Source organism: Dactylosporangium siamense (assembly GCF_016862795.1).
Taxonomy (GTDB): domain Bacteria; phylum Actinomycetota; class Actinomycetes; order Mycobacteriales; family Micromonosporaceae; genus Dactylosporangium; species Dactylosporangium siamense.
Genome location: NZ_BONQ01000050.1, coordinates 238,088 through 261,942, shown reverse-complemented (window position 1 = coordinate 261,942; position 23,855 = coordinate 238,088). Strand labels below are relative to the sequence as shown.

The window sequence follows — 23,855 nt, the reverse complement described above, 5'->3', positions numbered from 1 at the left end:
TCGAACTCCCGGGATGCCTAGGCTCACCAGCGAATATTTCTCCGGGGAGGAAAGACAGATGGCCGTTCACGTCGACCTGCAGGCACCGCCCGAGGTGCTCCGCCAACGCCTCTACGACGGTCACCTCCTGGTGATGACGAAGCTGCCCTCGGTCGCGAAGTTCGTCGACCACGCCCGGCAGCAACTGACCGAGCTGTTCGCTCCGCACGACCCCGAGCACGCCCACGAGCACTACGAGCCGACCGCCATGGCCGCGCTGCTCGGCCCGTGGAAACCGCGGTTCATCCACGACGAGCGGTCCAAGAAGCTGGTCCGCAACATCATCGAAGAGGCCGGGTTCACCGCCGAGGAGACCCACTTCGACGTGCCGAAGCCCCGCACGTCGTTCCCCGTCGGGCACCTCACGACCGGGGTGGCCTTCGCGTTCCCGTGGCACCGCGACGTGTGGTACTCGGCGCCGAACCAGCAGCTCAACTGGTGGCTGCCGATCTTCCCGGCCCGCGACGACAACGCGATGTCCTTCGACCTGGACCGCTTCAACCGGCCCGTCGACAACAACTCCGGCGACTTCGACTACTACCGCAACAACGTCGGCCGGCTCACCACCGCCGCGTCGGTCAAGCAGGAGGCCCAGGTCCGCCCCGGCGCGACCGACCACAACCCGCCCAACGAGCTGGTGGTGCTGCCCGCACCCGGCCAGGTCCTGCTGTTCTCCGGCGCCCAGCTGCACCGGTCCACGCCGAACACCTCGGGCCTGGCCCGCTACAGCGTCGACTTCCGCACCGTGCACGTCCCCGACGTCGTGGCCGGACGCGGCGCACCGCTGGCCGACACGTACTGCTCGGGCACCGCGATCCGCGACTTCGTCAACGTCGCCGACGAGTCCCGCTTCGACGAGCCCACGGTCCGCTCCATCTACGGTGACCCGCCGGCGGACGCGATGCTCGTCTTCGAGGCCCCGAAGGGCTGACCGCGCCTGCGTTCCGGGCCGTCCACTATGGACGGCCCGGCACCGCGTCCCCGTGTGTCGTCGGTCTCGTGCAACCGATCCGACTGTCGACGGGACCGAAACCGCAACGTTTCAGTGGGAGAATGCTCAGGTAGCTACGGAGCGTCACGGGTTGGAGGGGTGCTGATGCGACTGGCCGTGCTCGATGTGGGGTCCAACGCCGCGCACCTGCACGTCGTGGACGCACGTCCCGGAGGCCCGCCGCAGTCGGTGTTCCGCCTCAAGGCGCCGACCCTGCTCGCCGACTCCGTCGACGACGACGGGGCACTGTCCGACGACGCGGTCGACCGGCTCGTGTCCGCCGTCACCGAAACCGTCGACGCGTCCCGCCGGCACGCCGTCACCGACCTCATCCCCCTCGCCACCGCCACGATCCGCGACGCGACCAACGTCGAGGAGATCCGCCACCGCGTCCGCGAGGCCGCCGGCATCGAGCTGCGCTCCCTCAGCGGCGAGGACGAGGCCCGCGTCACGTTCCTCGCCGTCCGCCGCTGGCTCGACCGCTCCGCCGGACCGGTGCTCCTGCTCGACATCGGCGGCGCGACGGCCGAGATCGCGGCCGGCACCGGCGAGCTGCCCGACGTCGCGGTGTCCCTGCCGCTCGGCGCGGCCCGCATCACCCGCACGATGCTGCCCTGCCACCCGGCCCGCCCCCGCGACGTCGCCGCCGTCCACCGGCACGTCCTGCGCTCCGTGCGCGCACACGCCGCCCGCGTCGACGGCTACACCCACAAGGGCGGCTTTGCCCGCGGGGATGGCGCTGCGCGCGGGGGCGGCACCGCACTCGACGGCTACGCCCGGCCGGGCGGCACCGCTCGCCCCATCGCCACGTCCAAGACGTTCAAGCAACTCGCCCGCGTCGCCGGCGCCGACGGCCGGCTCACCCTCGCCGGCCTCCGCGACTGGATCCCGCGCCTCGCCGCGATGCGCCCCGAGGAACGCGCCGAGCTGCCGGGCGTCGCCGCCAGCCGCTCCCGCCAACTCCTCGCCGGCGCGATCATCGCCGCCGCCATGATGGAGGCCCTCGACATCACCCACGTCGACGTCTGCCCGTGGGCCCTGCGCGAAGGCCTCCTCCTGCGCCGCATCACGGAGCTGTCAACCCCCTGACAACCGCCGGCGCCGCATTCGACGCGCCAACACCGATCGCGGCCAACCACCGAGCACCAACAATCGGCGGACCGGGACGCACTCGCGACAGACGTTGGCCAATGCCCGGGTTTGCGGCTTTGCAACTGTTCAGCTGGTGCATCCACGACGGCCCGAATCGGAACATCTGGTCGCGGTCCCGCAGCGCAGGCAGATGGCGCCGTTCAGCACCCCTGTTGTCGGCGTACGTCGTTGGGTTAGATGAGCGTATGGATGCTGCGTGGATCGCGGTAGTTGGCACCGTTGCCGGAACGACGATCGGTGCCGTGCTCTCAGCTCAGGTGCTGGGTCCAGGCAGTCTGAACTGTTCGTGCAGCTTTCGGAGCTCGGCGGTCACCCGGCCGGCCTTACTGCGCGGCGCGCGACCCACCGTGCTGTACGTCGAGAGCTGCCGCAACGGTTCCCACTCGGTTTTCCCCACCAGATGCAATACCGGCGCATAGATGTTCACAAACAGTTTCTCGTCGACCACCTCCAGTTGAATATTGTCAATCTCGCGCCATTCGAATCGTCGACGGCGCCAGAATCCCCGGACGAGGATGCCGTCGCGGCCGGCCTGCACCGTCATCCTTGCGATCCGCCAGACCGCCACCAGTAAGGCTGCGGCGACGAGGGCCAGCAGAGTGATCACGATAGGCGACGCAGTTACCGTCATCATCGACAGCGTCAAGACTATGCCGACAAAGGTGATGAGCACAAAACCGCCGGTGTTGCCCCATGACCGCCATGTGTGCGTCATTCAATCCTCGATGGGTCCGGTGACAGTTTGCGACCAATGTGGGATCGGAAAGGCCTTCCGATCCCACATTGGTCATACTGTCACAAGTACTGTTTGATACGGTCGCGCTTGTGCCAAGCAAGGTATGCGTAGTTCGGCAGTTTCGCCGCGTTCTCATAGACCTTGGCGTGCCAGCCGGCCTGGGTGTGCCCCCTTAGGACGGGCCCGGTTCCCCACCACTTGTTGATACTGGTGAACTTGGCGAGCCGAAGGGACTGACCCATACCGAGTGTCACGGCGGTCCAGGCACCATCCTTCACGTTCTCGCGGGCCGACCCGCGCCAACCGTCCTTCTGAATGCGTTCCTGCGCCCGGACTCCGTACGCGATCGCCTGAAGTCCGGCACAGCTCGCCCAACCGATCGCCGGCATCAGGCTCAGCGACATCGGCCAGGACGACTGCCCGGACCACGTTGTTGGCGGTGTCCAAGCAGTAGCCGGGGGCCGCGACAGTGCGCGGGTCGGCTCCGAGACGCAGCGGTGGATAGCCCGCCTGGAGCAGCGGGGACGGCTCGACCTGCATCTGGCGGAACTGCACGACAGCCGCCGCTCCGAGGCATATACCGTCGCGTTCGAGCACATGCAGACATGAATCCGCTGGACGCGGCTCGTGTTCGGCTACGACGGGATCTTTCGCACGTATGCGGTCGGCGATACTCTGCGTGCGACGTCGGACAAACCATCTGTGTATCTGGAGTCGCAGCACGAAGCCGCACTGCGGATGTATGGTTCAATCGAAATATTCGATAAATACGATGAGCTTACGACCAACTTCTCGTCGATTCTTGAGTTCTACAGACCAGATACCCCTGATCAGGTCAACCTTCGAAACGTCAGCGGATTTCTCGACAATCTGGTCGTACACGCCAAACAATTCACTGCCCTAGTCCATAAGGACCTGAAGTCATATCCGAACCCACACACCAGCCGAGAAGACGAAGCGCCGGACGAGCAGCCATGACGATGTGAGACAGGACGGGTACGGCATCCACCGTCACAGGCGCTGGGGGGCCGACGGGGTCAGGGGCCGAAGCGGCGGGTCGAGGGGGCGGGCTTCGGGGCAGCCGACCCTGAGTCGACCGACCCCGAACCCGCCGGCAAAGAGCTCGCGGGCAATGGGCCTACGGGCTTCCTGGCCGCGGGGGCGAGGCACAGCTGGGTCAGCTCCTGCATCGCGTAGGGCTGGGCCGGATCCGGGCAGGAGCCGGCCGGGTACACCCTGGCGGTGACGGTGTACGCGTCCGCCTCGGCGCAGTCGACTCGGCGGGCCTCGGCGCCGTCCTGGCGGACGCACTGGCCGACCTGGATCGTGGAGAACGACTCCGACGGGGCCACGGCGAAGCCGACCCAGACGCCCGCCGCCAGGGCCACTGCGGATCCGGCCATCGTGCCGGCCGCGACCTTCACCACGCGGGCGGCCCTGGACCGGGACGCTTTCACGGCCTGGTGCGGGACCGAAGCGGCCTGGTGCGGGACCGAAGCGGCCTGGTGCGGGACCGAAGCGGCCTCGTGCGGGACCGAAGCTGCTGGCGGCCGGGGACGGGAACGTCGCCGGAGGCGGTCGAGCAGCGACGGCGGGTGCTCCACCAGGACGTCGACCGGCTCGACGACCGGGGGCTCCGGCCAGTGCCGTGGCGGCGGCGCGGCGGTCCTCGTCGCGCCGGGCGCCGGGCCGAACGAGGCCGGCCTGAACGGTGGTACCTCGGACGCGGGCGACTCTGGGGCGGCGGGCCCGCGCACACCGGGGGCGGGCGGATGGGGCCCGGACGCCGGCGAAGGCGGGGCATCCACATCGGTTGCAGCGTCTGGTTGCGTCGGCCCCGGCTCGGGGCGGCGGGGGCGGCGGGCCTGGTTGCGGGGGCGGACCGGGAGGCAGCCGTCGGCGACCGCCAGTTTCGGGCGCTGGATCGCGGTCGGCTCCACGCCCAGCGCCTCACGCAGTACCCGAGCCACCAGGGGAATCCGCGAAGATCCGCCGATGAGCAGCACGCCCGCGACCTCGGCCCGGGTGACGCCGGCCTCCGCGACCGCGGCGACGGTCGCACTGACCGTCCGGTCCAGCAGCGGGCGGGCGATCCGCTCCAGGTCGGCGCGGGACAGCGGGACCGCCTCGTCGAACAGCGGCACCCGGATCGTGGTGGAGGCCGCCGCGGACAGCAGTTCCTTGCCGGCGCGGATCTCGTCGAGCAGGCGGCGGGCGGCTCGGCGGTCCTCGACGGACTGCGGGCGGGCGAGGCGCTCCCAGCGGATGGTGTCGTCGGCGAGCAGGTTGCCGAGGTGGGCGGCGATCGCCGTGTCGAGGTCGAGGCCGCCGGCGTCGGGCAGGCCCCGCTGGGCGAGCAGGTCGAAGGTCGGGCCCGAGCGGCGCACGACGGCGGCGTCGAAGGAGCCGGCGCCGAGGTCGTACACGATGAGGGCGGCGCCGTCGTCGACCTCCAGGGTTCCCGAGTCCAGCAGGTGACGTGCGGCCGCGACCGGTTCGGCGACGAGCCTGGTAGGGCCGAGGCCGACCTTCGCGGCGGCGCGGGTGAGCGTGGCCTGCCGGCGGCGGTCCCAGCAGGCCGGGTGGGTGAGGGTCACCGTGCTCATCGGCTCGCCGGCGACGCGACGGGCCTCGGCGGCGACGCGGGCGAAGACGGCCGCGTACAGGTCGCCGACGGGACACTCGACGCCGCCGAGGACGACGGCGCCGCGGTCGACGGCGCGTTTCGGATACGCGGCGAGCCGGTCCGGGTGAGCCTGGCCGAGGATGAGGGCGTCGCGGCCGACGAGCAGGTGCGGCGCGTTGTCCAGGCAGGTCGCGGACGGCAGGAACTCCTCGCCGTCGAACAGCAGCGGATGGTGCTCGCCGTCCGGCCCCGCGAGCACCGCGACGGTGCTCGAGGTGCCGAAGTCGACGCTCAGCTGATAGCCTCCCACGCTTTCAGGTTAAATGTCCGACACACCCGTTGTCTCATGGTTGGTACGGCGGTGCCACACCCCAGCCCCAGCGCGGGACCGGTGCCTCCTTGGGCGGGTCGGCCCCCGGCTGCGAGTTCTCCCGCGCGAGCCTCGTCCCCCACTCCAGGTAACTCACGAACGCGGCCCGGAACTCGGGGTCGCCGGGCAGCCCGACCTCGTCGGCGGCGTCCAGCATCATGTTCACCCACCGGCGGCGTTGTGGTTCGGTGATGCCCTTGTTCAGGTGTTGGCTCAGCATGTACGGGTATCCGCCGTGCTCCTGCGTGTACGTCGCCGGGCCGCCGAACACCTCGGCCAGCCACACCGCGACGTGCCGGGCGTGCTGCGGGTGCATGTGTGCGAACACCGGCCCGAGCAGTTCGTCCTTCGGGACCTCGCGGTAGAACGCCTCGGTGAGCTTGACCAGCGCCTCGGTGCCGCCGGCCCACTCGTACAACGTCGGCGGTTGCTGCTTGTCCATGGGAACAGCCGACCACACCGTGCGGTTGGTGATCAAGTACGCACCGTCCGGTAAGTAGGGGGTCGGCACGATGGAGAAGCGCTACCACTGCCCGGTCGAGCTCGCCGTCGACGTGATCGGTGGACGCTGGCGCCCCGTGATTCTCGCGCACCTCAAGGAGGGCGCGCACCGGTACGGCGAACTGCGCCGCCGCATGCCGCACGTCAGCGAGAAGATGCTGGTCCAGCGACTGCGGGAGCTCGAGGCGGACGGCCTGGTCGCCCGGCACGACCACGGCACGGTCCCGCCGCACGTCTCGTATTCGCTCACCGAGGAGGGTTTGAGCCTCGCGCCGGTCCTGCAGGCGTTGTACGACTGGGGCGCGGCCCGTCTCTCAGATGCCGCCTCCTAGACGATCAGCAGCGTCTTGCCCAGGGTCCCGCGGGCCTCGATGGCGGCGTGCGCGTCGGCGGCACGGTCCAGCGGAAACGTCTGACCGATGACCGGCCGCAGCCGGCCCTCCGCCGCCGCCTGCAGGGCCTTCGCGGCGAGCTCCGGCGCCCGCTGGCCGATCCGCATCAGGTCCGGGAAGCCGAAGCCCGTCACGCCCTCGCCGGTCTGCGTGGGCGGGCCACCCGCCGCACCGTGCACGACGAACCGGCCACCGGCGACCGTCGCGGCGAGCGCCTCGCGGCCGATGGTGCCGCCGACGCCGTCGTACACGACGTCGAAGCCCTTCACCGGGTCGGTCCAGCCGGGCACGGTGTAGTCGACCGCCTCGGCGCCGAGGTCGCGGATCAGCTGGAGCTTCCGCTCGCCGGACGCGGCACCGACGACACGGGCGCCGGCATTTCGTGCCAGCTGGACCAGGAGGCTGCCGACGCCGCCCGCCGCCGCCTCGACGAGCACCGTCTCCCCCGGTTGCGGTGCGGCGAGCTCGTGCAGCCCGAGCGCGGTCCGGCCGTCGGCGAGCAGCGCGGTCGCGTCCAGCGTCGACACACCGTCGGGCACCAGCACCACGTTGCGGGCGGCCGCGACGGCCAGCTCGGCGTATCCACCGGTGCCGTTCAGGCTCGCCACCACCGTCCGGCCGATCAGCGCCGGGTCGCCGCCCGCACCGACGCCGGCGACGGTCCCGCCGACCCCGTTGCCGAGCACGGCCGGCGGGACCGCACCTGCCTTCGGGGCCCGACCGGCCCTGGTCTGCGTCTCGATGAACGTGATCCCGGCGGCCTCCACCCGGATCAGCACTTCATCCGGGCCGGGGACCGGCTCGGGCGCCTCGCCCAGCTCCAGCACCGACGGGGGTCCGACCGCACGCCACCACACAGCTCGCATCACCGGACAAGTCTCCGACCTCAACCAGGGTTGAGGTCAAGAGCGCACCCAGACTTACCGGTGGAGGCCCGGCGCGGCCGCCTGCAAGGCCAGGTCACGCAGGCCAGGAACCGTCCCGCTCGTCCGGCAGCAGCTGCCGCCCTTGAAGAACGCCGCCGCTGGTCGTTCTCCTCCCAGCGGGCCACGTTGCGTCGCCTCGACCAGGTCCTGTCCTGCCGATCATGGGAGCCACATGAACGGCAGCGATCAGGACCAGGCGCCGCAGCACCCGGCGCGTGGAGGCGTGGGCGTAGCCCTTGTCCGCGATCAGCACGTCCGGCCGTTTGCGGGGCGCACCCGGACCGGGGGTGTTGACCGCGATGCGGTCCAGCAAGGCGAGGAGCTGCGGATTGTCGCCGGCCTGGCCCTCGGTGAGCAGGATCGACAACGGACGCCCCCGCCCATCGACCACCAGGTGGATCTTCGTGCTCAGCCCGCCCCCGGGACCGGCCGATCGCCTCACCGTCCTGCGTACCAACCAGCGGCCCGCCGCCGCGCCCGACGCCGGTGTGTCCCCCTTTTACGGGCCCCGGCCGAATGCTGGTGCGCCCGCACGATCGAGGAGCCCACGCTGATCACCCACTCCACCGGCTGGCCGTCGTCATGCACCTGCGCCGGGCCAGAATCCGCTCCCAGGTCCCGTCAACGGTCCACCGCCGCAACCGCTCATGACACGTCTTCCACGGGTGCAGATGGCGCGCCCGTGCCACGGCCGGCGCAACGACGAACGGCTGGCCGCCACGCAACGCGACCTCGCCCGCAAACGTCGCGGCTCGAACCTGCGGCGTGCGACGTGGGAGCGGGTCGTGGCGCTGCACGGCAAGGTCCGCCGCCAGCGGCTGGACCATGCCGGCGCCGGCAGCGTGATCGTTGCGACACCTGCATGGACTGCAGGGCACTGCGCACAGCAGAACCGCGTCACCCAAGCGGACTTCGCCAATGTCGCCTGCGGCTTTGCCGGCACGCCGACGTGGTCGGCGCGACAAATGCTCTCAGGGCCGGGCTGGCCTTCTGCGCGCCTGAGCGCACAGAGAAGCTGACGTCTTCAGACGTCAGAGGAGTCACGCCGGGAAGTTACCTTGATCCGATATATGTTTACCATGGACTATCCGCCGTATCTCGCGACGATGCCGATGCACGCGATCACCGAGGTGTACGGAGAGGACGGGCTGCGCGAGCGGTACCGCCTGGAGATCCAGCGTTTCGCCGCCGACGAGCGGGAGCGCCTGGCCGACGCCCTGGAGCTGGCCGCGCGGCTGCACCGGGACGACCGGCGGGTCCGGGAGCCCTACGTGAACCACCTGCTGCGGGTCGCGATCCGTGTCATGCACCATTACGAGGTCAGCGACGTCGACGTCATCGCCGCTGCGGTGCTGCACGACACCGTTGAGGACCACCCCGACGAGCTGGCCGGCACGCCGGGCGCCACGGCGGAGGACGCCCTCGCGGTGCTCGCCGTCCGTTTCGGCGCCCGCACGGCCCAGCTCGTCGAGGCGGTCACCAACCCGGTCTACGACCCGGACCTGGACAAGCACGAACAGTATCGGCAGCACGTCCGGGAGAGCCTCGAACGCGAACCGTGGGCGCGGGTGCTCAAGGTCTCCGACTTCACCGACAACGGCGTCGGCGTCATCCACACGACCGGCCCGAAGGTCGCCAAGTCGGCGGCGAAATACCGCCCGCTGGTGCCGGTGCTGCGCGAGCTGGTCGCCCGGCCGGACACGCCGCTGTCCCGTCTGGTGAAGCAGCACATCTTCCGCCAGCTGGACCTCGCTGAGGAACGGTTCGCCGCAATCCTCGACCCGGCCCGCTGAGCGCCCGCGCATCGGGCCTGCCGCGAGCGACGAGCCGGCAGGCCCCCGCCCCACCAGCCCCACCGGGCCGCCCACGACCGTAGCCCGGCGAGCAGCGACCTCGGCAGACTCCGGACGAACCGGCACAGACCGACCCGGCGCAGGCGCGGCCATCCCCGCAGGCCCAACCGGCGCAGACGGAACCGGGACAGGCACGGACGTCATTACCGGACCAACCGGCGCAGACGGAACCGGCACCGATGAAACCGGCATAGGCGCGGCCACCAGCCGAGGTGCCACGGGCTTCGAACGTCCAGCGGATGGCGGCCGACCTCGTGCCGGCACCCGCCGGTCATCCACCGCCGCCGGCCGAGCGGCCGCGGACGCCGTGGCACCCACCGCCGGCCGAGCGGCCGCGGACGCCGTGGCACTCACCGCCGGCCCGCCAGCCGCCGTCGCCCCCTGAACGACCGCACCGGCCAGCGCACCCGCCCTCACGGCACGGATCCGGGCCAGCTTCACCGCGTGCCGAGCCACCAGCCCGTGCGCACGGGCCTCCGCGAACTCCGCCCTGACCCGCAACCGCTCCTCGCGCCTGCGCTGCCAGTCAGCGGTCCGCGCCGCGAGCCGCGCACGCTGGTCGATCGACCCGTCCGCCGCGATCGACCCGGCATCCGGTGCTTCCAACGAAAAGTATGGTCGTGGCACGTGCCCGCCTCCCCCCGGTAGGCGCTCCACCTCAAGGCTCGAGGTCGCACACGCCGGCGTCCAGTCCGCGCGGGGTCATGTGACGAGCGCCGCACCACCGGTGCGCACCTTGACTTGAAGCGGTGTTGAGGTCTGACGCTGTCCACCATGGACGCAGAGATTCGTGACGTGGTCGCCCGGGTGCAGGACGCGCAGCAGCGGGAATCGGTGGAGGAGTTCGTCGCGCTGTTCCGGCAGGACGCGATCTGGACGACGGGACACGGAAGGCGCCTGACCGGACGGGCCGAGATCGCGGCGTTCACCGCCACGGTGCTGCCCGGTGCGATGCGGGGCACGACGGTCACGTACGAGCCGCTGGACGTGCTGTTCATCCGCCCGGACGTCGCCGCGGTCCGGGTGCGCCAGACGACGACCGGCCCCGACGGCACCGCCGAGGGCAGCCCCGTCTACGTGATGGCCAAGGAGGACGGCCGCTGGCTCCTCACCGCCTGCCAGAACACCCCGGTCGTCAACGCCTGAGGCCAAAGACGCCAAGCCAAAGACGCCAAGCCAAAGACGCCAAGCCACAGACGCCAAGCCAAAGACGCCTAAAGCCCCGGGAAGTCCTCCGGGACCCGGGCGAGCTCGTCGTAGTCGGCGCTGAGCCGCACGATCTCCGTGGCGAGGTCGGCGCGGAGCTGGTCGTGGCCCGGGCCCAGGGGCACCATCCGCGCGGTCGCCGGGTAGTGACTGACCGGGCCGCGGAGCAGCTCCGGCGGCTCCCAGTCGTATCGCGGATGGACGTGCCCGTGCAGGATCGGGTCGAGGTTGCCGAAGACGCTGTAGTTGACCCGCCGGAACTGCGGGTCGTGCCGCTTGCAGACGATCTGGACCGCCTCGCCGATGAGGTCCAGGTCGGCCAGGAACGCCAGGCGGCGGGCTCGCGGCAGGTCCGCCAGGCGGTCGGCGGAGGGGTCGTCGGACAGCAGAAGACAGTAGCCCGGCAGGAACTGCGTGTCGCCGATCACGGCGAAACCCGACGAGAGTCGCGCCAGCACCGTGGGGTTGCGTCCCCGCAGTGCCGACCGGATACGGTCTTTGCGCCAGTCGTCCATCGCTGTCACGGTACCGTCACGGCATGGGGACGAGCTACCAGACGCTGCTCGTGGCCGCCGCGATCGAGCCGGTCTGCGACGCGCTGACGGCGGCCGGCGTCGACGCGATTGCGCTGCCCGCGGCGCCGAACCGGACCGCGGTGATCCCGCGCGAGGGCGCGCTCGACTTCGCCGACCCCGGCGACCTGGCCGAGCGGATCGGCGCGGGGACCGGCTGGGCGACCCTCGCCAACGTGGTCGAGGACTCCGACTGGCTGCAGCTGGAGGCATACCTGGAGGGCCGGTTCGTGCACCGGTACCGCTCGGACCGCCCGGCACCGGACGACGCGGCACGACTCGCCCCGTTCGGCACCGGGGAGGTCGACTCGGGACGGCTCGGCAGGGCGTTGCGCGGCGAGTTCGAGGGCAGCGGCCCCGTCTACGCCGAGTTCCAGCATCGCCTCATCCTCAACGCCCTGCACCTGGACCCGCGCGGTCTCACCACCGCCTTCCGCTGGGCCGACACCTCCGATCTGCCGAACTCGATCAGAATCAGCCCGTAAGCACGCAGGGCAGATCAGCCCGTAAGCACGCAGGACAGCGCGCTCGCCTGGGTGCGCCAATCGGAAGGAGACGACGAGGCCCACCGGGAGCCCACCCGGTTGAGGCTGTCGCGGACTCCCCACACCGAATTCGCCTGCACCGCACGGAACGACTGGAACTGCGCGCCCGCCTCCGCCAGGTAGCCCATGAAGATCCCCTTGAACTGCTTGGCGTTGTCGTCGCACGAGGACGAGCCGACGTCGCACGACTCGGTCAGCACTCCGGAGCGCACGAGCGGCGAGGCGAGGGCCGACGTGCCCAGAGACCGCGCGCGGTCGAGGTAGGTGGCGGTGCCGGTGGCGCGGTACAGCTCCGTCGCCGCGCCGATCGCGAGGCCCTGGTTGTAGCTCCACACCGTCTGGCCGTTGTTGGCGCAGCCGGTGGTGAGGCCGTCGTTGACCAGGCCGGATGCGTTGATCATGCCGCTGGCGGTGAACCAGTTCCAGCCGGTCACGGCCCGCTGCAGCCAGGTCGACTCGCCCGGCAGGCGGTTGTGCAGGGCCGCGGTGAGCCGCACGTACAGGCCGATGGTGACCGCGTTCTTGTACGTGCGTTCCCGGTCCCACCACACACCGCCGCCGCACGTCGACGTGTCCCAGAAGCCGTTGACGTAGGAGGCGATGGTGACCGCCTCGTCGAGGTACGCGCGGTCGCCGGTGAGGTCGTAGGCGGCCACCCAGGTCAGGCCCCACCAGGCGCTGTCGTCGATCGAGCGGCTGATGAAGTGCCCGTCGATCGGGTCGGACGAGCGCGCGCCGGCGGGGAACGCGACCCGGTTCACGTCGAAGGTCCGCCGCACCGCCCACAGGTGCCTGGTGTCGCCGGTGCGGGACACGTAGTCGATGACGGTGCGCAGCGCGACCGCGGAGTTCCACCAGCTCGACGGCCACCATGCGGTGTACGGGTCGTAGGAGTACATGAGCGCGTCGGCCATCGCCGCGGCGCGGTTGGACGACGGGCGCGCCCACGCGGTGCAGGCGCCGTTCTGGCCCTCCACGGCCCGCCCGCAGGCGCGCACGGCCCCGCCGTACAGCAGCGACGTGGGGTCCGCGGTGTTGTACCTGGCCGTGCGCGTCGCCGTGGTGCGGCCGAGCGACGAGCCGCCGGGCCACGTCGCGCCGGCGTCCCACGAGCGGTCCAGCCAGATCTCGTCGCCCGCGCGGCCGCCGCTGACGGTCCCCCAGGCCATGCCGGCGGCGTCCAGGTGCAGGCCGAACGTGCGTCCGTTCAGTCCGACCGTTCTGACGGCTTCGGCGTCGGTACCCCCGGCAGCCCCGTCACACGTCGGCGCGCACAACGGCAGGTGGGACCAGGCGGTGCAGGCGATGCCACGCGCGTCGCCGCAGGCGCGGATCACGCCACGGCGGTGGTGGGACGGGTCGCCGGTGTTGTACATGAGCGTGCGGGTGCCGGTCCAGCTGCCGGGGATCGACGCCTTGCCCAGCAGGCCCTCCCAGCTCGCGCCGCCGTCGAAGGACCGGTCCAGCCAGACCGAGTCGCCGAGGACGCCGGCGTCGATGCTGCCCCACGCCATACCGTCCACATCGGACACGTGCAGCACCAGCCGCCGGCCGTTGACGGTGACGGTGGGGACCGGGAACGTCTCCTGGCGGGCGAGGGACGGGTCGCGGGTGTCGCAGTACAGGGCGCAGATGGCGGTCGCGGCGTGCGCGGCCGGCGCCGGCAGCACCACGAATGCGAGCAGCAGCAGGGGAATCAGGGCACGGCGCATGGTCCTCACCTCATGACTCGGACGTCGGCGGCGGCACCGTTCCACCGGCCCCCATGGCGGTGGAAGGGCCGTACGGACTCGACATCAGCAAACATTTCCCGACGCAAACTGTCAACAGTCTTTATCAATATTTACCGATGTCTGCGGGGCTGCGGGCGCATTGATCGACGCCGGTACAGTGGCCGCATGGCGTTGCGGGGGCGGCAGATGGCCGTGCTGGTCGCGGTGATGGTGGCGGTGCTGGCGATCGCGGTCGCGGGAATCGTGGTGGTGCTTTCCCGGGTCGGCGGGGGTCCGGTGACCACGCTGACGGTGACCGCCTCGAGTGAGGGCGACCTCGAGGTGACGCGGGCGATGCTGCTCGCCCGGATGCAGGCCGCCCGGCTCGCAGACCCGAAGGTGACACGCACCGACCGGCAGCTCGTGCTCAGCGCCCGCGGCACCACACCCGAGCAGCTCCGCGCCCTCACCAGGCCCGGCCGCCTGCACCTGCGGCGGGTCGCGGCGGCCGCCGACGGTTCCGGCACCGCCACCACGACCCTGCCCGCGCCGACGTCGACGCCGGCGGTCGCGGCGACGATCGGCGAGGCGTACCGGGCGGCGGCCGCGGTCACCACCGAGCAGGAGGCGCAGGCGCTGCCCGCGTCGGTGCGCGCGGCGTTCGCGGCACTGCCGCCGCAGGACGTCGCCACCCTGCCGGCCCGGATGCGGCTGCTGATCCCGGAGATCCGCTGCGAGCAGCTCGCCACCCGCCCGGCCGACGTTGCCGGCGAACCCGTCGTCGCCTGCGAGGGCCCGGTGAAGCTGCTCCTGGATCCGGCGACGGTCACCGGCGCGGACATCAGCGCCGCGAAGGCCTCCCGCTCCGATCAGGGCACGTGGATCGTCACCGCGTCGTTCAAGCCGGACGGCCAGGCGAAGTTCACCAACCTGTCGAAGTCGCTCGCCGACGCCCAGGGGCGCCTGGCGATCGTCCTGGACAACGTCCTCATCTCGGCGCCACAGGTGGTCGGGGTCATCCCGGGCGACGTCCAGGTCACCGGCATGTTCACCGAGTCGCAGGCCCGCGTGCTCGCCGCCCAGCTCGGCGGCGGCGGCGAACTCCCGGTGACCCTCTCGTAGGGTGACCCTTTCGCAGGGTGACCCTTTCGTAGGCGGAAAGGTCGGCGCGAGTGCCGGATTTGTCCGGCATTGGCGGAAAGTCGGGTAGAGTCACGTCCCGTCGAGCGCTCCCCCGGTGCAGACCGGAGGGAGTTTGTCATGGGCATGTTCTTGCGGCGCATCGCCGTCGTCGCGATCGCTGCCGTTCTCGGGGGTGCCGTCACGCCGGCAAGCGCCGAGTCGCCGCCGTTCGGGGCGGGGCCCGGGGACTGGACGCACGACGGCGTGGATGCCGGCAACAGCGGATACAACCCGGCCGAGCGGATCGTCAACGCCGGCAACGTAGGGAAGCTCAAGCAGCGCTGGTCCGTCACGCCGAAACCCGGGGCCGAGGGGTGCGCGCCCGCGTTGCCGGCGCCGCTGGTCGTCGGTGGGCTGGCCTACGTCCTGGACGGCGACGGCGTCACCGCGCTCGACGTGGGCACCGGCAGGAAGGTGTGGCGGGACGCGAAGATCCTCGACAGCATGGACTTCCGGCGGATCGTGTTCAGCGACGGGATGCTCGTCGTCGCCGGGTCGTCGTGCTACGCCAACAGCGACCCGGACGGGCACCTCTACGCGCTCGACGCGGCGTCCGGCCGGCGGCTGTGGCAGGTGGTGCAGGAGCCGCCGGTCAACGACCTGGTCGTGGACGAGGGGACGGTCGTGACGTCGGGGTGGGCGACGATGACGAACGAGGACACGGTCATCGGGTACAACGGCTTCGACGGTGCGAAGCGGTGGACCCGCACCGGCGCCACGCTCGCCGGGCCGGTGTCGGCGGGCGGCCGGGCGTTGCTGCACGACGCGAAGGGCACGACCGCGGTGACCGTCGACGCCGGCAGGGCGGTGTGGCGCAGCAGGACGCGGTGGACCCCCCTCGCGGCAAGCGGGAGCACGTTCCTCGCCGTGCCGGACCCCGTCGGGCAGGGCGACCAGAGCGGGCTGGCCGCGATCCGGGCGGGCAACGGCGGGATCCTGTGGCGGCACGAGGACGGTGCGGACGCGGTCTCGACCGACGGGCGGCGGGTCTACGCGGTCACCGGCGACGAGGTGACCGCGTTCCACGCGAACAAGGGCACGACGCTCTGGACGAGACACCTGAACGCGACGGCGGGCAAGCCGGTCCGCGCGGGCGGGCTGCTCTACGTCACCGTTGAGCAGCGCCCCACCGCGATCCTGTCACCGGTCGACGGCGACCTCGTGGCCGACCGGTTCGACCGCGCGACCGGGCACGTCGTCGTCTCCGGCGGGCGGCTCTACACCACCGACGGCGGGACCCTGCGCGCCTACGGCCCGTGATCCGGTGCGGGCGGCACCCACGCCCGCGGCGACGACCAGCGCCATGCCGAGCACCGCCAGTGGGCCCGGGGCCTGGTGCAGCAGGACCCCGCCGACCACCAGCGCGACGGCCGGTTCCAGGCTCATCAGCGTGCCGAAGGCCGCGGTGGTGAGCTTGCGCAGGGCGTACATCTCCAGGCTGAACGGCACCACGGCCAGCAGGACGGCCAGGCCGAACCCCGCGGCGAGCACGGACCAGGTGAGGCCGGCGGCAACCGACGGGCCGGCGACGGCCGACGCGACCACTCCGGCGACGGCGGTGGACACGGCGAGGCCCGCGTAGCCGCTGACGCGATCGCCGACGTGCTGGGTCAACAGGATGTAGCCGGCCCAGCACGCGGCGGCGGCCAGGGCGAACCCGACGCCGGCCGGGTCGGTGCCGCCGTGCCAGGGTTCGGTGAGCAGCACGACGCCGGCGCCGGCGAGGACCGGCCAGAGCACTGTGGCGCGGCGCCCCCGCACGGCCGCCACCGTGAGCGGGCCGAGGAACTCCAGCGCGCTGGCGGTCCCGAGCGGCAGCCGCGCGACGGCGGCCATGAACGTCAGTGTCATGCAGGCGGTGACGACGCCGAGGGCGGCGGTGGCCAGGAGGCTGGCGCGGGTGAAGTCGCGCGGTCGCGGCCGGACCAGCGCGAGCAGGAGCAGCGCGGCGCAGGCGAGGCGCAGGCAGACGGCGCCGGACGGGCCGACGCTGTCGAACAGGCCGACGGAGGCGGCCAGCCCGAGCTGGATGCAGATCATCGAGGCGATCGCGGCGAACATGCCCGTAGTAGACGGCACGGCAACCGTCCGCGTCCACGTGAGATTTGCTGATGTACCGTTCGCAAATGCTGAACAATGACCGGCTGCTGTTCCTGGCGGAGCTGGCCCGGCTCGGGTCGATGCGGGAGGTCGCCGACGAGCTCGGGACCACCACGTCGACGGTGTCGCAGCAGCTCGCGGTCCTCGCCAGGGAGGCCGGCACGCCGTTGCTGGAGCCGGACGGGCGGCGGGTCCGGCTGACGCCGGCGGGGCGGCGGCTGGCCCGGCACGCGGTGACGATCCTGGCCGCGGTCGAGGCGGCGCGGCTGGACCTGGACCCGTCCGCCGAGCCGGCCGGCACGGTGCGGGTCGCCGGGTTCGCGACCGCGATCCGCCGGTCGCTGCTGCCGATCGTCGCGGCGCTGCCGGCCCGCCACGCCGGGCTGCGGGTCCTGATCCACGAGCACGAGCCGGCGGAGATCCTGCAGCTGCTCGCCGCCGACGAGGTCGACCTCGGCCTCACCTACGACTACAACCTCGCTCCGGCCGGCCTGCCCGACACGGTCGAGGCGACTCCACTGTGGAGCACGCCGTGGGGCCTCGGTGTCCCGACCGGATCCACTGTGGATGGTGACGTGATGGCGGCGTTCCGGGATGCGCACTGGCTGGTGAACTCGCGCAACACCGCGGACGAGGACGTGGTGCGCACGCTCGCGTCGATGGCCGGCTACGCGCCGCGGATCACGCACCGCGCCGACAGCCTCGATCTGATTCAGGACCTGATCGTCGCCGGCCTCGGCGTCGGCCTGCTGCCCGCCGACCAGCCCACGATCGACGGTGTGGCGTTGGTGCCCCTGCGCCGCCCCGACGTGCTGATGCGGGCCTTCGCGGTGACCCGGCTCGGCCGCCGCGCCTGGCCACCGCTCGCCGTCGTGCTGGACCTGCTCACGCGAGGCGCCGCAGCACCGCCGTGAACTGCTGGACGGTCGGCAGCATGCGCAGGCTCTCGTCGATCTCGCGCTCGGCCCACGCCCGGTGCCGCGGGTCGGCGTCCGGGTCGCGGGCGATCCCGAGCTGCTTCAGCAGGAAGTTGAGCCGGGACGCGAGCAGCAGGGTGAAGTCCGCGGGACCGGTGAGCCGGCCGGGTCCGCCTTCGCGGATGTAGGTGGTGTACAGGGTGTGCATGGCGTCGAGGTCCAGGGCCGGGCCGGCGCAGCACCAGTCGAACAGGAACCGGGCCAGCTCCCGCTCCGGCGCGGCGGGGCCGAGCAGGTCCCAGTCCACCACGACGAGCCCGCCGTCGGGGCCGGCGAGGACGTTCTCCGGGTGCAGGTCGCGGTGGCAGACGAGCAGGCCGGCGGGGTCGGCCGGGGTGACCGCCGCGCACAGGTCCGGCAGTGCGGCTTCGATGGATCCGAGGCGTTCGGAGTGCGCGTGCCACCGCTCGGCCGCTGGGACGGCCTCATACCAGGTGTCGCCGTCGGGCCGCGCTCGCGGGGCGCACCGGTGCAGGCGGGCCAGCAGCGCGCCGAGGTCGTGCGGGGTCGCCGCGGCGGCCGGGTCCACGGGGCTCAGGTCGATCCAGTCGTAGAGCCGCAGCCAGGTGCCGTCGGGCGTCTCGTGCAGGTACCGTCCGGCCCGGTCGGGATGGCTTTGCGGTAGGCGTACCCCCGCCGCCGACGCCAACGCGCAGAACCGTAGCTCGGCACGGATCGCCGCCTCCGAGGGCGGGTTGCGGAACAGCTCCTTGAGGGCCAGGGTGCCGTTGACCCGCCAGATCTGGCCGAGCGCGCCGCGCGGGCCGGCGGTCAGGACGACGTCGCCCTGCCAGCCGTAGGCGTCGCGGGCGCGCTCGGCGAGCTCCTTCACAGGTCGTGGCCGGCGGTGCTGTCGACGTGGCCGGGCACCGCGCCGTCGTGGCGGTCGCCGGTGGTGACGGTGCCGGACGGCTCGAACATGAGGATCGCGCCGCCGGGCGAGGACGGGCGGTGTTCGACGCCGCGCGGCACGACGAACGTGTCGCCCTGGTTGAGGGTCACGGTGTGTTCGCCGTGCTCGTCGCGGATCGCGACGTCGAACCGGCCGTCCAGGACGAGGAAGAACTCGTCGGTGTGCTCGTGCACGTGCCAGACGTGTTCGCCCAGGGTGTGGGCGATGCGCACGTCGTAGTCGTTGACCCGGGCCACGATCCGCGGGCTGTACACGTCGTCGAAGGAGGCCAGGGCCTCGGTCAGGTTCACCGGTCGCATGGGACCATCGTGCGCGCTGCTACGAACGCGTGTCTTGTACGTTCCTGACGATCAGTTCTGCTGGGCGATCTGGATGAGGTTGCCGCAGGTGTCGTCGAAGGTCGCGACGGTGACCGGGCCCATCTCGGTCGGCTGCTGGGTGAACACGACGCCGAGGGCGCGCATCCGTTCGTATTCCTTCTGCACGTCGTCGACGGCGAAGGACGTGAAGGGGATGCCGTCCTCGACCAGCGCCGCCTTGAACGGCCCGACGGCCGGGTGGCTGGACGGCTCGAGCACCAGTTCGACGCCGTCGGGGCGCTCCGGCGACACCACGGTCAGCCAGCTGAACTCCCCCATCGGGATGTCGTGCTTCTTCACGAAGCCGAGCACCTCGGTGTAGAACTTCAGCGCCTTGGCCTGGTCGTCGACGAGCACGCTCGCCAGGTTGATGATCATCAGGTGTCCTTCGTCCGTGGGGTCAGCCACCGCTCGACGATGTCGCGCAGCGGTCCGGTGTCGAGGTGATGGAACTTGTAGCGACCCTCCCGCCGCACCACGACCAGCCCGGCGCTCTCCAGCAGCTCCAGGTGCTGGGAGATCGCCTGGCGGGACGAGTTGATCTGGTGCTTCATGGTGAGACGGCCGCAGAGCTCGAACAACGTCTGCCCGTCGCGGTCGGTGAGCTCGTCAACGATCGCACGGCGGGTCGGGTCGGCGAGCGCTTTGAAGACGTCGCTCACCCTGACGATGATAGGCAAGTAATTGCTTGCATATCAAGCCCCCAGGTCCGGTGTGGTGATCGTGAACCGGGCCTCGACCGCCGCCCGCACCCGCTGCCGCTGCGGGTCCAGCTGCAGCGGCGCGCCGCCGTAGGCGCCCCGCGACTTCGCCTGCACGTCGTAGGACTGGAACATGCCAAGGGGCACCGCTTCGCCGCGCAGCCCCGGATCGGACAGCTCGAGAAGGTCGACGACCTGCGCGCCGAGGGCCTCCGCGTACTCCTTGCCCCGGGCGATCGCGTCGGCGACCGCGGCGCGGCGCACCTCCTTGTGCACCGCGCTGTCCGGGCGCAGGGACCATCTCGGGCCGTCCACGTGCGTCTGGTCCTGGTTCGCGACCGTCAGCAGCAGCTCCCCCAGCGCGGCGAAGTCGTGCACCGTCACCGTGGTGACCACGCTGCCGGAGTACGCCGCGACCCGCTCCCCCTTCTTGCCCAGCTCCGCGTGGACGTGCAACCCGCTGGTCTCGCGCCGTTCGACCGCCTCGCCGTGCCGGTCGAGCAGCTCCCGCAGCGCGTCGGCCCGCTCCCGCAGCCGGGTCAGGGTCGTCTGCCGGTCCTTGTCCCGGGCGGAGACCACCACCGTGAACTCGGCCAGTTCCGGGTCGACCTCACGGGTTGCCTCACCGCGTACCGCTACCACCGTCATGACGAGACACCCTAATCCGACGCTCCGGGACCTCGATCAGGCGTGGGCCGTCATCCGCGAGCGCGCGGCGCAGTTCGGTGCCGAACGACGACAGCGAGTCGACCCGCACGGCGGGCACCCCGTAGGACGTGGCGAGGCCGACGACGTCCATGCCGGGCAGGTCGAGGCCGGGGGTGTCCGGGGCGTCCATCAGCTCCGTGAACTGTTTGAGGGCGGCGTACTCCTCGTTGCGCGGCACCACGAACACCACCGGCACCCGGTGCTGGGCCGCCGTCCACAGGCCGCTGACCGTGTACTGCAAAGCGCCGTCGCCGATGAGTGCGATGACGCGGCGGGCCGGGTCGGCGAGCTGGACGCCGACGGCGGCGGGCAGGCCCCAGCCGAGCCCGCCGGACGCCGGGAAGTACAGGCTGCCGGGGCGGGTCAGGTCGAGGCGGTCCCAGATCATGTCCGCCGACGTCCACTCCAGCACCACCACGGTGTCGTCGTCCTTGGCCTCGTCGACCGCGTCGAGGATCGCCTCGGCCGTGAACGGGGGTCCGCCGGCGTCGGCGGGCGGCGCGTGGTCGACCGGCGTTCGTTGTTGCGTTCGTTGTGGCACGTGCTGCGCGACGCGGGTCAGCGCGTCGGACGGGTCGCCGACGACGGCGGTGCCCATCGGGGCGCGGGCCGCCTCGTCGGGGTCGGCGGTCACGCAGCACAGGTCGGTCCCGGCGGGCAGGAAGTCGCCGCCGACCGCCTCGTGGTAGCGGAACACCGCGGCGCCGAAGACGGCGACCAGGTCGTGGCCGGCGAGCCGGTCGGCGACCGTGCCGACACCGGCGGGCAGCAACCCCTGAAACGACGGGTGCCGGGTGGGGAACGGGCAGCGCGACGGGCTCGGCGCGACCCACACCGGCAGCCGCAGCCGGTCCGCGAGCCGCACCGCGCCGGTCCATCCCGCTTCGTTGTCGACGTCGGGGCCGAGCACGAGGACGGGGTTTGCCGCGGTACCCAGCCGCTCCGCCAACGCGCGCAGCGGCCCTTCCGCGGCGACCGGTGCCCCGTGCACCGCGCGGCCGGTCAGCAGCCGCAGGGCCGCCGGGTCGGCGTCGCGGTCCCAGTCGTCGAGCGGGATCGACACGTACACGGGTCCGGCCGGAGCGGCGGCGGCGAGCAGGATCCCCTTGGACACCGCCAGGGGGACGTCCTGCGCGCGCAGTGGCTCGGTGCTCCACTTCACCAGCGGCCGGGCCAGCTGCGGGGCGTCGACGTTGGTGAGCAACGCGTTCAGGGCCGCGTACCGGCGGGACTGCTGGCCGGACGTGACGACGACCGGCACGTGGCCGGACTGGGTGTTGGTGAGGTTGCCCATCGCGTTGCCGGTGCCGGCGGCCGCGTGCAGGTTCACCACCGACGGGACACCGGACGCCTGCGCGAAGCCGTCGGCCAGCCCGACCGCGACGCCCTCGTGCAGGGCCAGGACGTAGCGGAAGTCGTCGGGCACCCGTTTGAGCAGCGGCAGCTCGTTGGACCCGGGGTTGCCGAAGATGGTGGTGATGCCGTGGGTGCGCAACACGTCGTAGAACGCGTCTCTGACGCTTCCGCTCTGGGCCACGCCCCGCGTCTGCCCTCGCCCTTGCGGCACAAACGTTGTGGCACAAGGGATTTCGCGCAGTACGGTGGGAGACCTACGCGACGGCTGATGGGTGGGAAGCCGATGAGCGGGACAGTCTGGGACAAGCGACGCACCGCGAAGCGCCAGCGGATCGCGGCCGCCACCGAGCATGTCGACGGCAAGCTGATCCGGCCCGACGCGCTGCGGCAGGTGCTGGAGGCCGTCATCCACCCGGGCGACCGGGTGGCGCTGGAGGGTGACAACCAGAAGCAGGCGGACTACCTGAGCCGGACCCTGGCCGGATGCGACCCGGGCCGGCTGCACGACCTGCACATGCTGATCGGGTCGGTGTCCCGCGCCGAGCACCTCGACCTGTTCGAGCAGGGCCTCGCAAGCCGGCTGGACCTGGCCTACGCGGGGCCGCAGAGCGTGCGGATGGCGCAGCTGGTCGCGGACGGCACGGTGTCGGTCGGCGCCATCCACACCTACGTCGAGCTGTACGCGCGGATGCTCGTGGACCTCCGGCCGGACGTCGCGCTGCTGTGCGCGTCGGCGGCGGACCAGCACGGCAACCTGTACACCGGGCCGAACACCGAGGACACCCCGACGATCGCCGAGGCGACCGCGTTCCACGACGGGATCGTCGTGGTGCAGGCCGACGAGATCGTGCCGGCCGGGACGCTGCCGAGGGTGGACATCCCGGGTGACTGGATCGACCTGGTCGTGCGGGCCGACCGCCCGTTCTTCCTGGAGCCGCTGTTCACCCGCGACCCGAAGGCGATCGGCCCGGTGCAGATCCTGCAGGCGATGCTCGCGCTGCGCGGCGTCTACGAACGGCACCAGGTGGTGTCGCTCAACCACGGCGTCGGGTTCAGCACCGCGGCGATCGAGCTCATCCTGCCCACGTACGGCGAGCAGCTCGGGCTGAAGGGGCAGATCTGCCGCAACTGGACCCTGAACCCGCATCCCACGCTCATCCCGGCGATCGAGTCGGGCTGGGTCGAGTCGGTGCACTGCTTCGGCGGCGAGTCCGGCATGAACCGGTACGTGGCCGAACGACCCGACGTCTTCTTCACCGGCGCCGACGGGTCGCTGCGCTCGAACCGGGTGCTGTGCCAGCTCGCCGGGCAGTACGCGATCGACATGTTCATCGGCTCGACGCTGCAGATGGACGCTCGGGCGAACTCCTCGACGGTCACCGAGGGCCGGCTGTCCGGGTTCGGCGGGGCGCCGAACATGGGGCACGACCCGCACGGCCGGCGGCACGCCACGCCCGCCTGGCTGGACCTGCAGCACGGCGACGCCGCCGACCTGCGCGGCCGCAAGCTCGTCGTGCAGATCGCGGAGACGTTCCAGTCGAGCGGGACGCCGACGTTCGTGGAGTCCCTCGACGCGGTCCAGGTGGGCAGGGACGCGGGGATGCCGATCCCGCCGGTGATGATCTACGGCGACGACGTCAGCCACGTCGTCACCGAGGAGGGCGTCGCGTACCTGTACAAGGCGCCGTCCCTGGTCGACCGCAGGGCGGCCCTCGCCGCGATCGCGGGTGTGACGCCGCTCGGGCGCGGCGCGGACCCGGGCAGCGTGGAACGGCTGCGCCGGGACGGTCTCGTCGCCCTCCCCCAGGACCTCAAGGTCGACCCGTCCCTCGCCGACCGGTCGCTGCTCGCCGCGCGCAGCATCGGCGACCTGGTCGCCTGGTCCCGCGGCCTCTACGAGCCGCCGGCCCAGTTCCGCAACTGGTGAAGTTCCGCAAC

26 protein-coding genes and 1 pseudogene are annotated in these 23,855 nt (G+C 71.7%); 12 read left to right on the top strand and 15 right to left on the bottom strand.

Annotated elements, in window-relative coordinates; genetic code table 11:
• The first annotated feature begins 58 nt into the window (after nt 1–58).
• On the top strand, nt 59–970 hold the full coding sequence (locus Dsi01nite_RS17060; protein ID WP_203847123.1) for a phytanoyl-CoA dioxygenase family protein: 912 nt from the start codon (nt 59–61) through the stop codon (nt 968–970).
• A 165-nt stretch (nt 971–1,135) separates the two neighbouring features.
• Nucleotides 1,136–2,119, top strand: a complete 984-nt coding sequence (locus Dsi01nite_RS17055) for a Ppx/GppA phosphatase family protein (protein WP_203847122.1) — start codon at nt 1,136–1,138, stop codon at nt 2,117–2,119.
• A gap of 316 nt (nt 2,120–2,435) precedes the next feature.
• Here the strand turns inward: Dsi01nite_RS17055 and Dsi01nite_RS17050 are convergent, their stop codons facing one another.
• Nucleotides 2,436–2,897 carry a hypothetical protein gene (locus Dsi01nite_RS17050; protein ID WP_203847121.1) on the bottom strand — a complete coding sequence of 154 codons (462 nt, stop codon included), beginning with the start codon at nt 2,895–2,897 and terminating at the stop codon, nt 2,436–2,438.
• 80 nt (nt 2,898–2,977) lie between these two features.
• On the bottom strand, nt 2,978–3,322 hold the full coding sequence (locus tag Dsi01nite_RS17045; protein WP_203847120.1) for a hypothetical protein: 345 nt from the start codon (nt 3,320–3,322) through the stop codon (nt 2,978–2,980).
• A 223-nt stretch (nt 3,323–3,545) separates the two neighbouring features.
• On the opposite strand from Dsi01nite_RS17045, the gene Dsi01nite_RS17040 reads away from it, so the two are divergent.
• Nucleotides 3,546–3,896 (top strand): hypothetical protein, encoded by a 351-nt coding sequence (locus tag Dsi01nite_RS17040; protein WP_203847119.1) that lies wholly within the window; start codon nt 3,546–3,548, stop codon nt 3,894–3,896.
• 59 nt (nt 3,897–3,955) lie between these two features.
• Here the strand turns inward: Dsi01nite_RS17040 and Dsi01nite_RS17035 are convergent, their stop codons facing one another.
• Nucleotides 3,956–5,854, bottom strand: a complete 1,899-nt coding sequence (locus Dsi01nite_RS17035) for an Hsp70 family protein (RefSeq protein ID WP_203847118.1) — start codon at nt 5,852–5,854, stop codon at nt 3,956–3,958.
• A gap of 34 nt (nt 5,855–5,888) precedes the next feature.
• Nucleotides 5,889–6,356: a group II truncated hemoglobin gene (locus tag Dsi01nite_RS17030; protein WP_203847117.1), complete on the bottom strand. Its 468-nt coding sequence runs from the start codon at nt 6,354–6,356 to the stop codon at nt 5,889–5,891.
• Between the two features lie 70 nt (nt 6,357–6,426).
• Between Dsi01nite_RS17030 and Dsi01nite_RS17025 the strand changes: the two genes are divergently transcribed.
• Nucleotides 6,427–6,747, top strand: coding sequence for a winged helix-turn-helix transcriptional regulator (locus tag Dsi01nite_RS17025; RefSeq protein WP_203847116.1), 321 nt, complete (start codon nt 6,427–6,429; stop codon nt 6,745–6,747).
• Here Dsi01nite_RS17025 and Dsi01nite_RS17020 read toward each other — a convergent pair.
• Both Dsi01nite_RS17020 and Dsi01nite_RS17015 read right to left on the bottom strand, forming a co-directional pair.
• Complete coding sequence (locus Dsi01nite_RS17020; RefSeq protein WP_203847153.1) at nt 6,744–7,673, bottom strand: zinc-binding dehydrogenase; 930 nt, start codon at nt 7,671–7,673, stop codon at nt 6,744–6,746. The two genes, Dsi01nite_RS17025 and Dsi01nite_RS17020, sit on opposite strands and share 4 nt — an antisense overlap.
• A gap of 256 nt (nt 7,674–7,929) precedes the next feature.
• Nucleotides 7,930–8,458, bottom strand: a pseudogene (locus Dsi01nite_RS17015) (IS5 family transposase); the annotation flags it as partial.
• Here Dsi01nite_RS17015 and Dsi01nite_RS17010 point away from each other — a divergent pair.
• The 3 genes from Dsi01nite_RS17010 to Dsi01nite_RS17000 all read left to right on the top strand — a co-directional run bounded on the left by Dsi01nite_RS17010 (nt 8,399) and on the right by Dsi01nite_RS17000 (nt 10,732).
• Complete coding sequence (locus tag Dsi01nite_RS17010; RefSeq protein WP_203847154.1) at nt 8,399–8,752, top strand: hypothetical protein; 354 nt, start codon at nt 8,399–8,401, stop codon at nt 8,750–8,752. The pseudogene Dsi01nite_RS17015 and the gene Dsi01nite_RS17010 sit on opposite strands and share 60 nt — an antisense overlap.
• 60 nt (nt 8,753–8,812) lie before the next feature.
• Nucleotides 8,813–9,526: an HD domain-containing protein gene (locus Dsi01nite_RS17005; protein ID WP_203847115.1), complete on the top strand. Its 714-nt coding sequence runs from the start codon at nt 8,813–8,815 to the stop codon at nt 9,524–9,526.
• An 834-nt stretch (nt 9,527–10,360) separates the two neighbouring features.
• Nucleotides 10,361–10,732: an SgcJ/EcaC family oxidoreductase gene (locus Dsi01nite_RS17000; protein ID WP_203847114.1), complete on the top strand. Its 372-nt coding sequence runs from the start codon at nt 10,361–10,363 to the stop codon at nt 10,730–10,732.
• A 68-nt stretch (nt 10,733–10,800) separates the two neighbouring features.
• Here the strand turns inward: Dsi01nite_RS17000 and Dsi01nite_RS16995 are convergent, their stop codons facing one another.
• Nucleotides 10,801–11,307 (bottom strand): HIT family protein, encoded by a 507-nt coding sequence (locus Dsi01nite_RS16995; RefSeq protein WP_203847113.1) that lies wholly within the window; start codon nt 11,305–11,307, stop codon nt 10,801–10,803.
• Nucleotides 11,308–11,330: 23 nt separating this feature from the next.
• Here Dsi01nite_RS16995 and Dsi01nite_RS16990 point away from each other — a divergent pair, with 23 nt between their 5' ends.
• Nucleotides 11,331–11,849, top strand: coding sequence for a hypothetical protein (locus Dsi01nite_RS16990; protein WP_203847112.1), 519 nt, complete (start codon nt 11,331–11,333; stop codon nt 11,847–11,849).
• A gap of 14 nt (nt 11,850–11,863) precedes the next feature.
• Here the strand turns inward: Dsi01nite_RS16990 and Dsi01nite_RS16985 are convergent, their stop codons facing one another.
• On the bottom strand, nt 11,864–13,621 hold the full coding sequence (locus Dsi01nite_RS16985; RefSeq protein ID WP_203847111.1) for a glycoside hydrolase family 76 protein: 1,758 nt from the start codon (nt 13,619–13,621) through the stop codon (nt 11,864–11,866).
• 186 nt (nt 13,622–13,807) lie between these two features.
• Between Dsi01nite_RS16985 and Dsi01nite_RS16980 the strand changes: the two genes are divergently transcribed.
• Together Dsi01nite_RS16980 and Dsi01nite_RS16975 are read left to right on the top strand one after the other, a co-directional pair.
• Complete coding sequence (locus Dsi01nite_RS16980) at nt 13,808–14,743, top strand: SecDF P1 head subdomain-containing protein (RefSeq protein ID WP_203847110.1); 936 nt, start codon at nt 13,808–13,810, stop codon at nt 14,741–14,743.
• Between the two features lie 138 nt (nt 14,744–14,881).
• Nucleotides 14,882–16,063 carry an outer membrane protein assembly factor BamB family protein gene (locus Dsi01nite_RS16975; RefSeq protein ID WP_203847109.1) on the top strand — a complete coding sequence of 394 codons (1,182 nt, stop codon included), beginning with the start codon at nt 14,882–14,884 and terminating at the stop codon, nt 16,061–16,063.
• Here Dsi01nite_RS16975 and Dsi01nite_RS16970 read toward each other — a convergent pair.
• Entirely contained in the window at nt 15,944–16,864 is a 921-nt protein-coding gene (locus Dsi01nite_RS16970) for an EamA family transporter (protein ID WP_203847108.1), read from the bottom strand. The genes Dsi01nite_RS16975 and Dsi01nite_RS16970 overlap by 120 nt on opposite strands.
• A gap of 65 nt (nt 16,865–16,929) precedes the next feature.
• On the opposite strand from Dsi01nite_RS16970, the gene Dsi01nite_RS16965 reads away from it, so the two are divergent.
• Nucleotides 16,930–17,817, top strand: coding sequence for a LysR family transcriptional regulator (locus Dsi01nite_RS16965; RefSeq protein WP_239135944.1), 888 nt, complete (start codon nt 16,930–16,932; stop codon nt 17,815–17,817).
• On the opposite strand, the gene Dsi01nite_RS16960 is transcribed toward Dsi01nite_RS16965, so the two are convergent.
• Genes Dsi01nite_RS16960 through mdlC form a run of 6 tightly spaced genes read right to left on the bottom strand, consistent with a single transcriptional unit; the run spans nt 17,789 to nt 22,098 of the window.
• Entirely contained in the window at nt 17,789–18,712 is a 924-nt protein-coding gene (locus tag Dsi01nite_RS16960) for a phosphotransferase enzyme family protein (protein ID WP_203847107.1), read from the bottom strand. The two genes, Dsi01nite_RS16965 and Dsi01nite_RS16960, sit on opposite strands and share 29 nt — an antisense overlap.
• Complete coding sequence (locus Dsi01nite_RS16955) at nt 18,709–19,092, bottom strand: cupin domain-containing protein (protein ID WP_203847106.1); 384 nt, start codon at nt 19,090–19,092, stop codon at nt 18,709–18,711. Before Dsi01nite_RS16955 ends, Dsi01nite_RS16960 begins: the two co-directional genes overlap by 4 nt.
• A 51-nt stretch (nt 19,093–19,143) precedes the next feature.
• Nucleotides 19,144–19,530: a VOC family protein gene (locus Dsi01nite_RS16950; RefSeq protein WP_203847105.1), complete on the bottom strand. Its 387-nt coding sequence runs from the start codon at nt 19,528–19,530 to the stop codon at nt 19,144–19,146.
• The gene (locus Dsi01nite_RS16945) at nt 19,530–19,814 is read right to left on the bottom strand and encodes an ArsR/SmtB family transcription factor (RefSeq protein WP_239135943.1); all 285 of its coding nucleotides are present in this window, start codon (nt 19,812–19,814) and stop codon (nt 19,530–19,532) included. Before Dsi01nite_RS16945 ends, Dsi01nite_RS16950 begins: the two co-directional genes overlap by 1 nt.
• A 33-nt stretch (nt 19,815–19,847) precedes the next feature.
• Complete coding sequence (locus Dsi01nite_RS16940; RefSeq protein WP_203847104.1) at nt 19,848–20,501, bottom strand: SIMPL domain-containing protein; 654 nt, start codon at nt 20,499–20,501, stop codon at nt 19,848–19,850.
• Nucleotides 20,476–22,098, bottom strand: coding sequence for a benzoylformate decarboxylase (gene mdlC, locus Dsi01nite_RS16935; protein ID WP_239135942.1), 1,623 nt, complete (start codon nt 22,096–22,098; stop codon nt 20,476–20,478). Before mdlC ends, Dsi01nite_RS16940 begins: the two co-directional genes overlap by 26 nt.
• Nucleotides 22,099–22,200: 102 nt before the next feature.
• Here mdlC and mdcA point away from each other — a divergent pair, with 102 nt between their 5' ends.
• Nucleotides 22,201–23,844: a malonate decarboxylase subunit alpha gene (mdcA, locus tag Dsi01nite_RS16930; protein ID WP_203847102.1), complete on the top strand. Its 1,644-nt coding sequence runs from the start codon at nt 22,201–22,203 to the stop codon at nt 23,842–23,844.
• The last annotated feature ends 11 nt before the right edge of the window (nt 23,845–23,855 follow it).

Bases quoted from the DNA above. Each gene is read 5' to 3' on its own strand.
- Dsi01nite_RS17060 (WP_203847123.1), top strand. From the start codon at position 59: ATGGCCGTTCACGTCGACCTGCAGGCACCGCCCGAGGTGCTCCGCCAA.
- Dsi01nite_RS17055 (WP_203847122.1), top strand. From the start codon at position 1,136: ATGCGACTGGCCGTGCTCGATGTGGGGTCCAACGCCGCGCACCTGCAC.
- Dsi01nite_RS17050 (WP_203847121.1), bottom strand. From the start codon at position 2,897: ATGACGCACACATGGCGGTCATGGGGCAACACCGGCGGTTTTGTGCTC.
- Dsi01nite_RS17045 (WP_203847120.1), bottom strand. From the start codon at position 3,322: ATGTCGCTGAGCCTGATGCCGGCGATCGGTTGGGCGAGCTGTGCCGGA.
- Dsi01nite_RS17030 (WP_203847117.1), bottom strand. From the start codon at position 6,356: ATGGACAAGCAGCAACCGCCGACGTTGTACGAGTGGGCCGGCGGCACC.
- Dsi01nite_RS17025 (WP_203847116.1), top strand. From the start codon at position 6,427: ATGGAGAAGCGCTACCACTGCCCGGTCGAGCTCGCCGTCGACGTGATC.
- Dsi01nite_RS17020 (WP_203847153.1), bottom strand. From the start codon at position 7,673: ATGCGAGCTGTGTGGTGGCGTGCGGTCGGACCCCCGTCGGTGCTGGAG.
- Dsi01nite_RS17005 (WP_203847115.1), top strand. From the start codon at position 8,813: ATGGACTATCCGCCGTATCTCGCGACGATGCCGATGCACGCGATCACC.
- Dsi01nite_RS17000 (WP_203847114.1), top strand. From the start codon at position 10,361: ATGGACGCAGAGATTCGTGACGTGGTCGCCCGGGTGCAGGACGCGCAG.
- Dsi01nite_RS16995 (WP_203847113.1), bottom strand. From the start codon at position 11,307: ATGGACGACTGGCGCAAAGACCGTATCCGGTCGGCACTGCGGGGACGC.
- Dsi01nite_RS16990 (WP_203847112.1), top strand. From the start codon at position 11,331: ATGGGGACGAGCTACCAGACGCTGCTCGTGGCCGCCGCGATCGAGCCG.
- Dsi01nite_RS16985 (WP_203847111.1), bottom strand. From the start codon at position 13,621: ATGCGCCGTGCCCTGATTCCCCTGCTGCTGCTCGCATTCGTGGTGCTG.
- Dsi01nite_RS16980 (WP_203847110.1), top strand. From the start codon at position 13,808: ATGGCGTTGCGGGGGCGGCAGATGGCCGTGCTGGTCGCGGTGATGGTG.
- Dsi01nite_RS16975 (WP_203847109.1), top strand. From the start codon at position 14,882: ATGGGCATGTTCTTGCGGCGCATCGCCGTCGTCGCGATCGCTGCCGTT.
- Dsi01nite_RS16970 (WP_203847108.1), bottom strand. From the start codon at position 16,864: ATGTTCGCCGCGATCGCCTCGATGATCTGCATCCAGCTCGGGCTGGCC.
- Dsi01nite_RS16965 (WP_239135944.1), top strand. From the start codon at position 16,930: ATGCTGAACAATGACCGGCTGCTGTTCCTGGCGGAGCTGGCCCGGCTC.
- Dsi01nite_RS16955 (WP_203847106.1), bottom strand. From the start codon at position 19,092: ATGCGACCGGTGAACCTGACCGAGGCCCTGGCCTCCTTCGACGACGTG.
- Dsi01nite_RS16950 (WP_203847105.1), bottom strand. From the start codon at position 19,530: ATGATCATCAACCTGGCGAGCGTGCTCGTCGACGACCAGGCCAAGGCG.
- Dsi01nite_RS16940 (WP_203847104.1), bottom strand. From the start codon at position 20,501: ATGACGGTGGTAGCGGTACGCGGTGAGGCAACCCGTGAGGTCGACCCG.
- mdcA (WP_203847102.1), top strand. From the start codon at position 22,201: ATGAGCGGGACAGTCTGGGACAAGCGACGCACCGCGAAGCGCCAGCGG.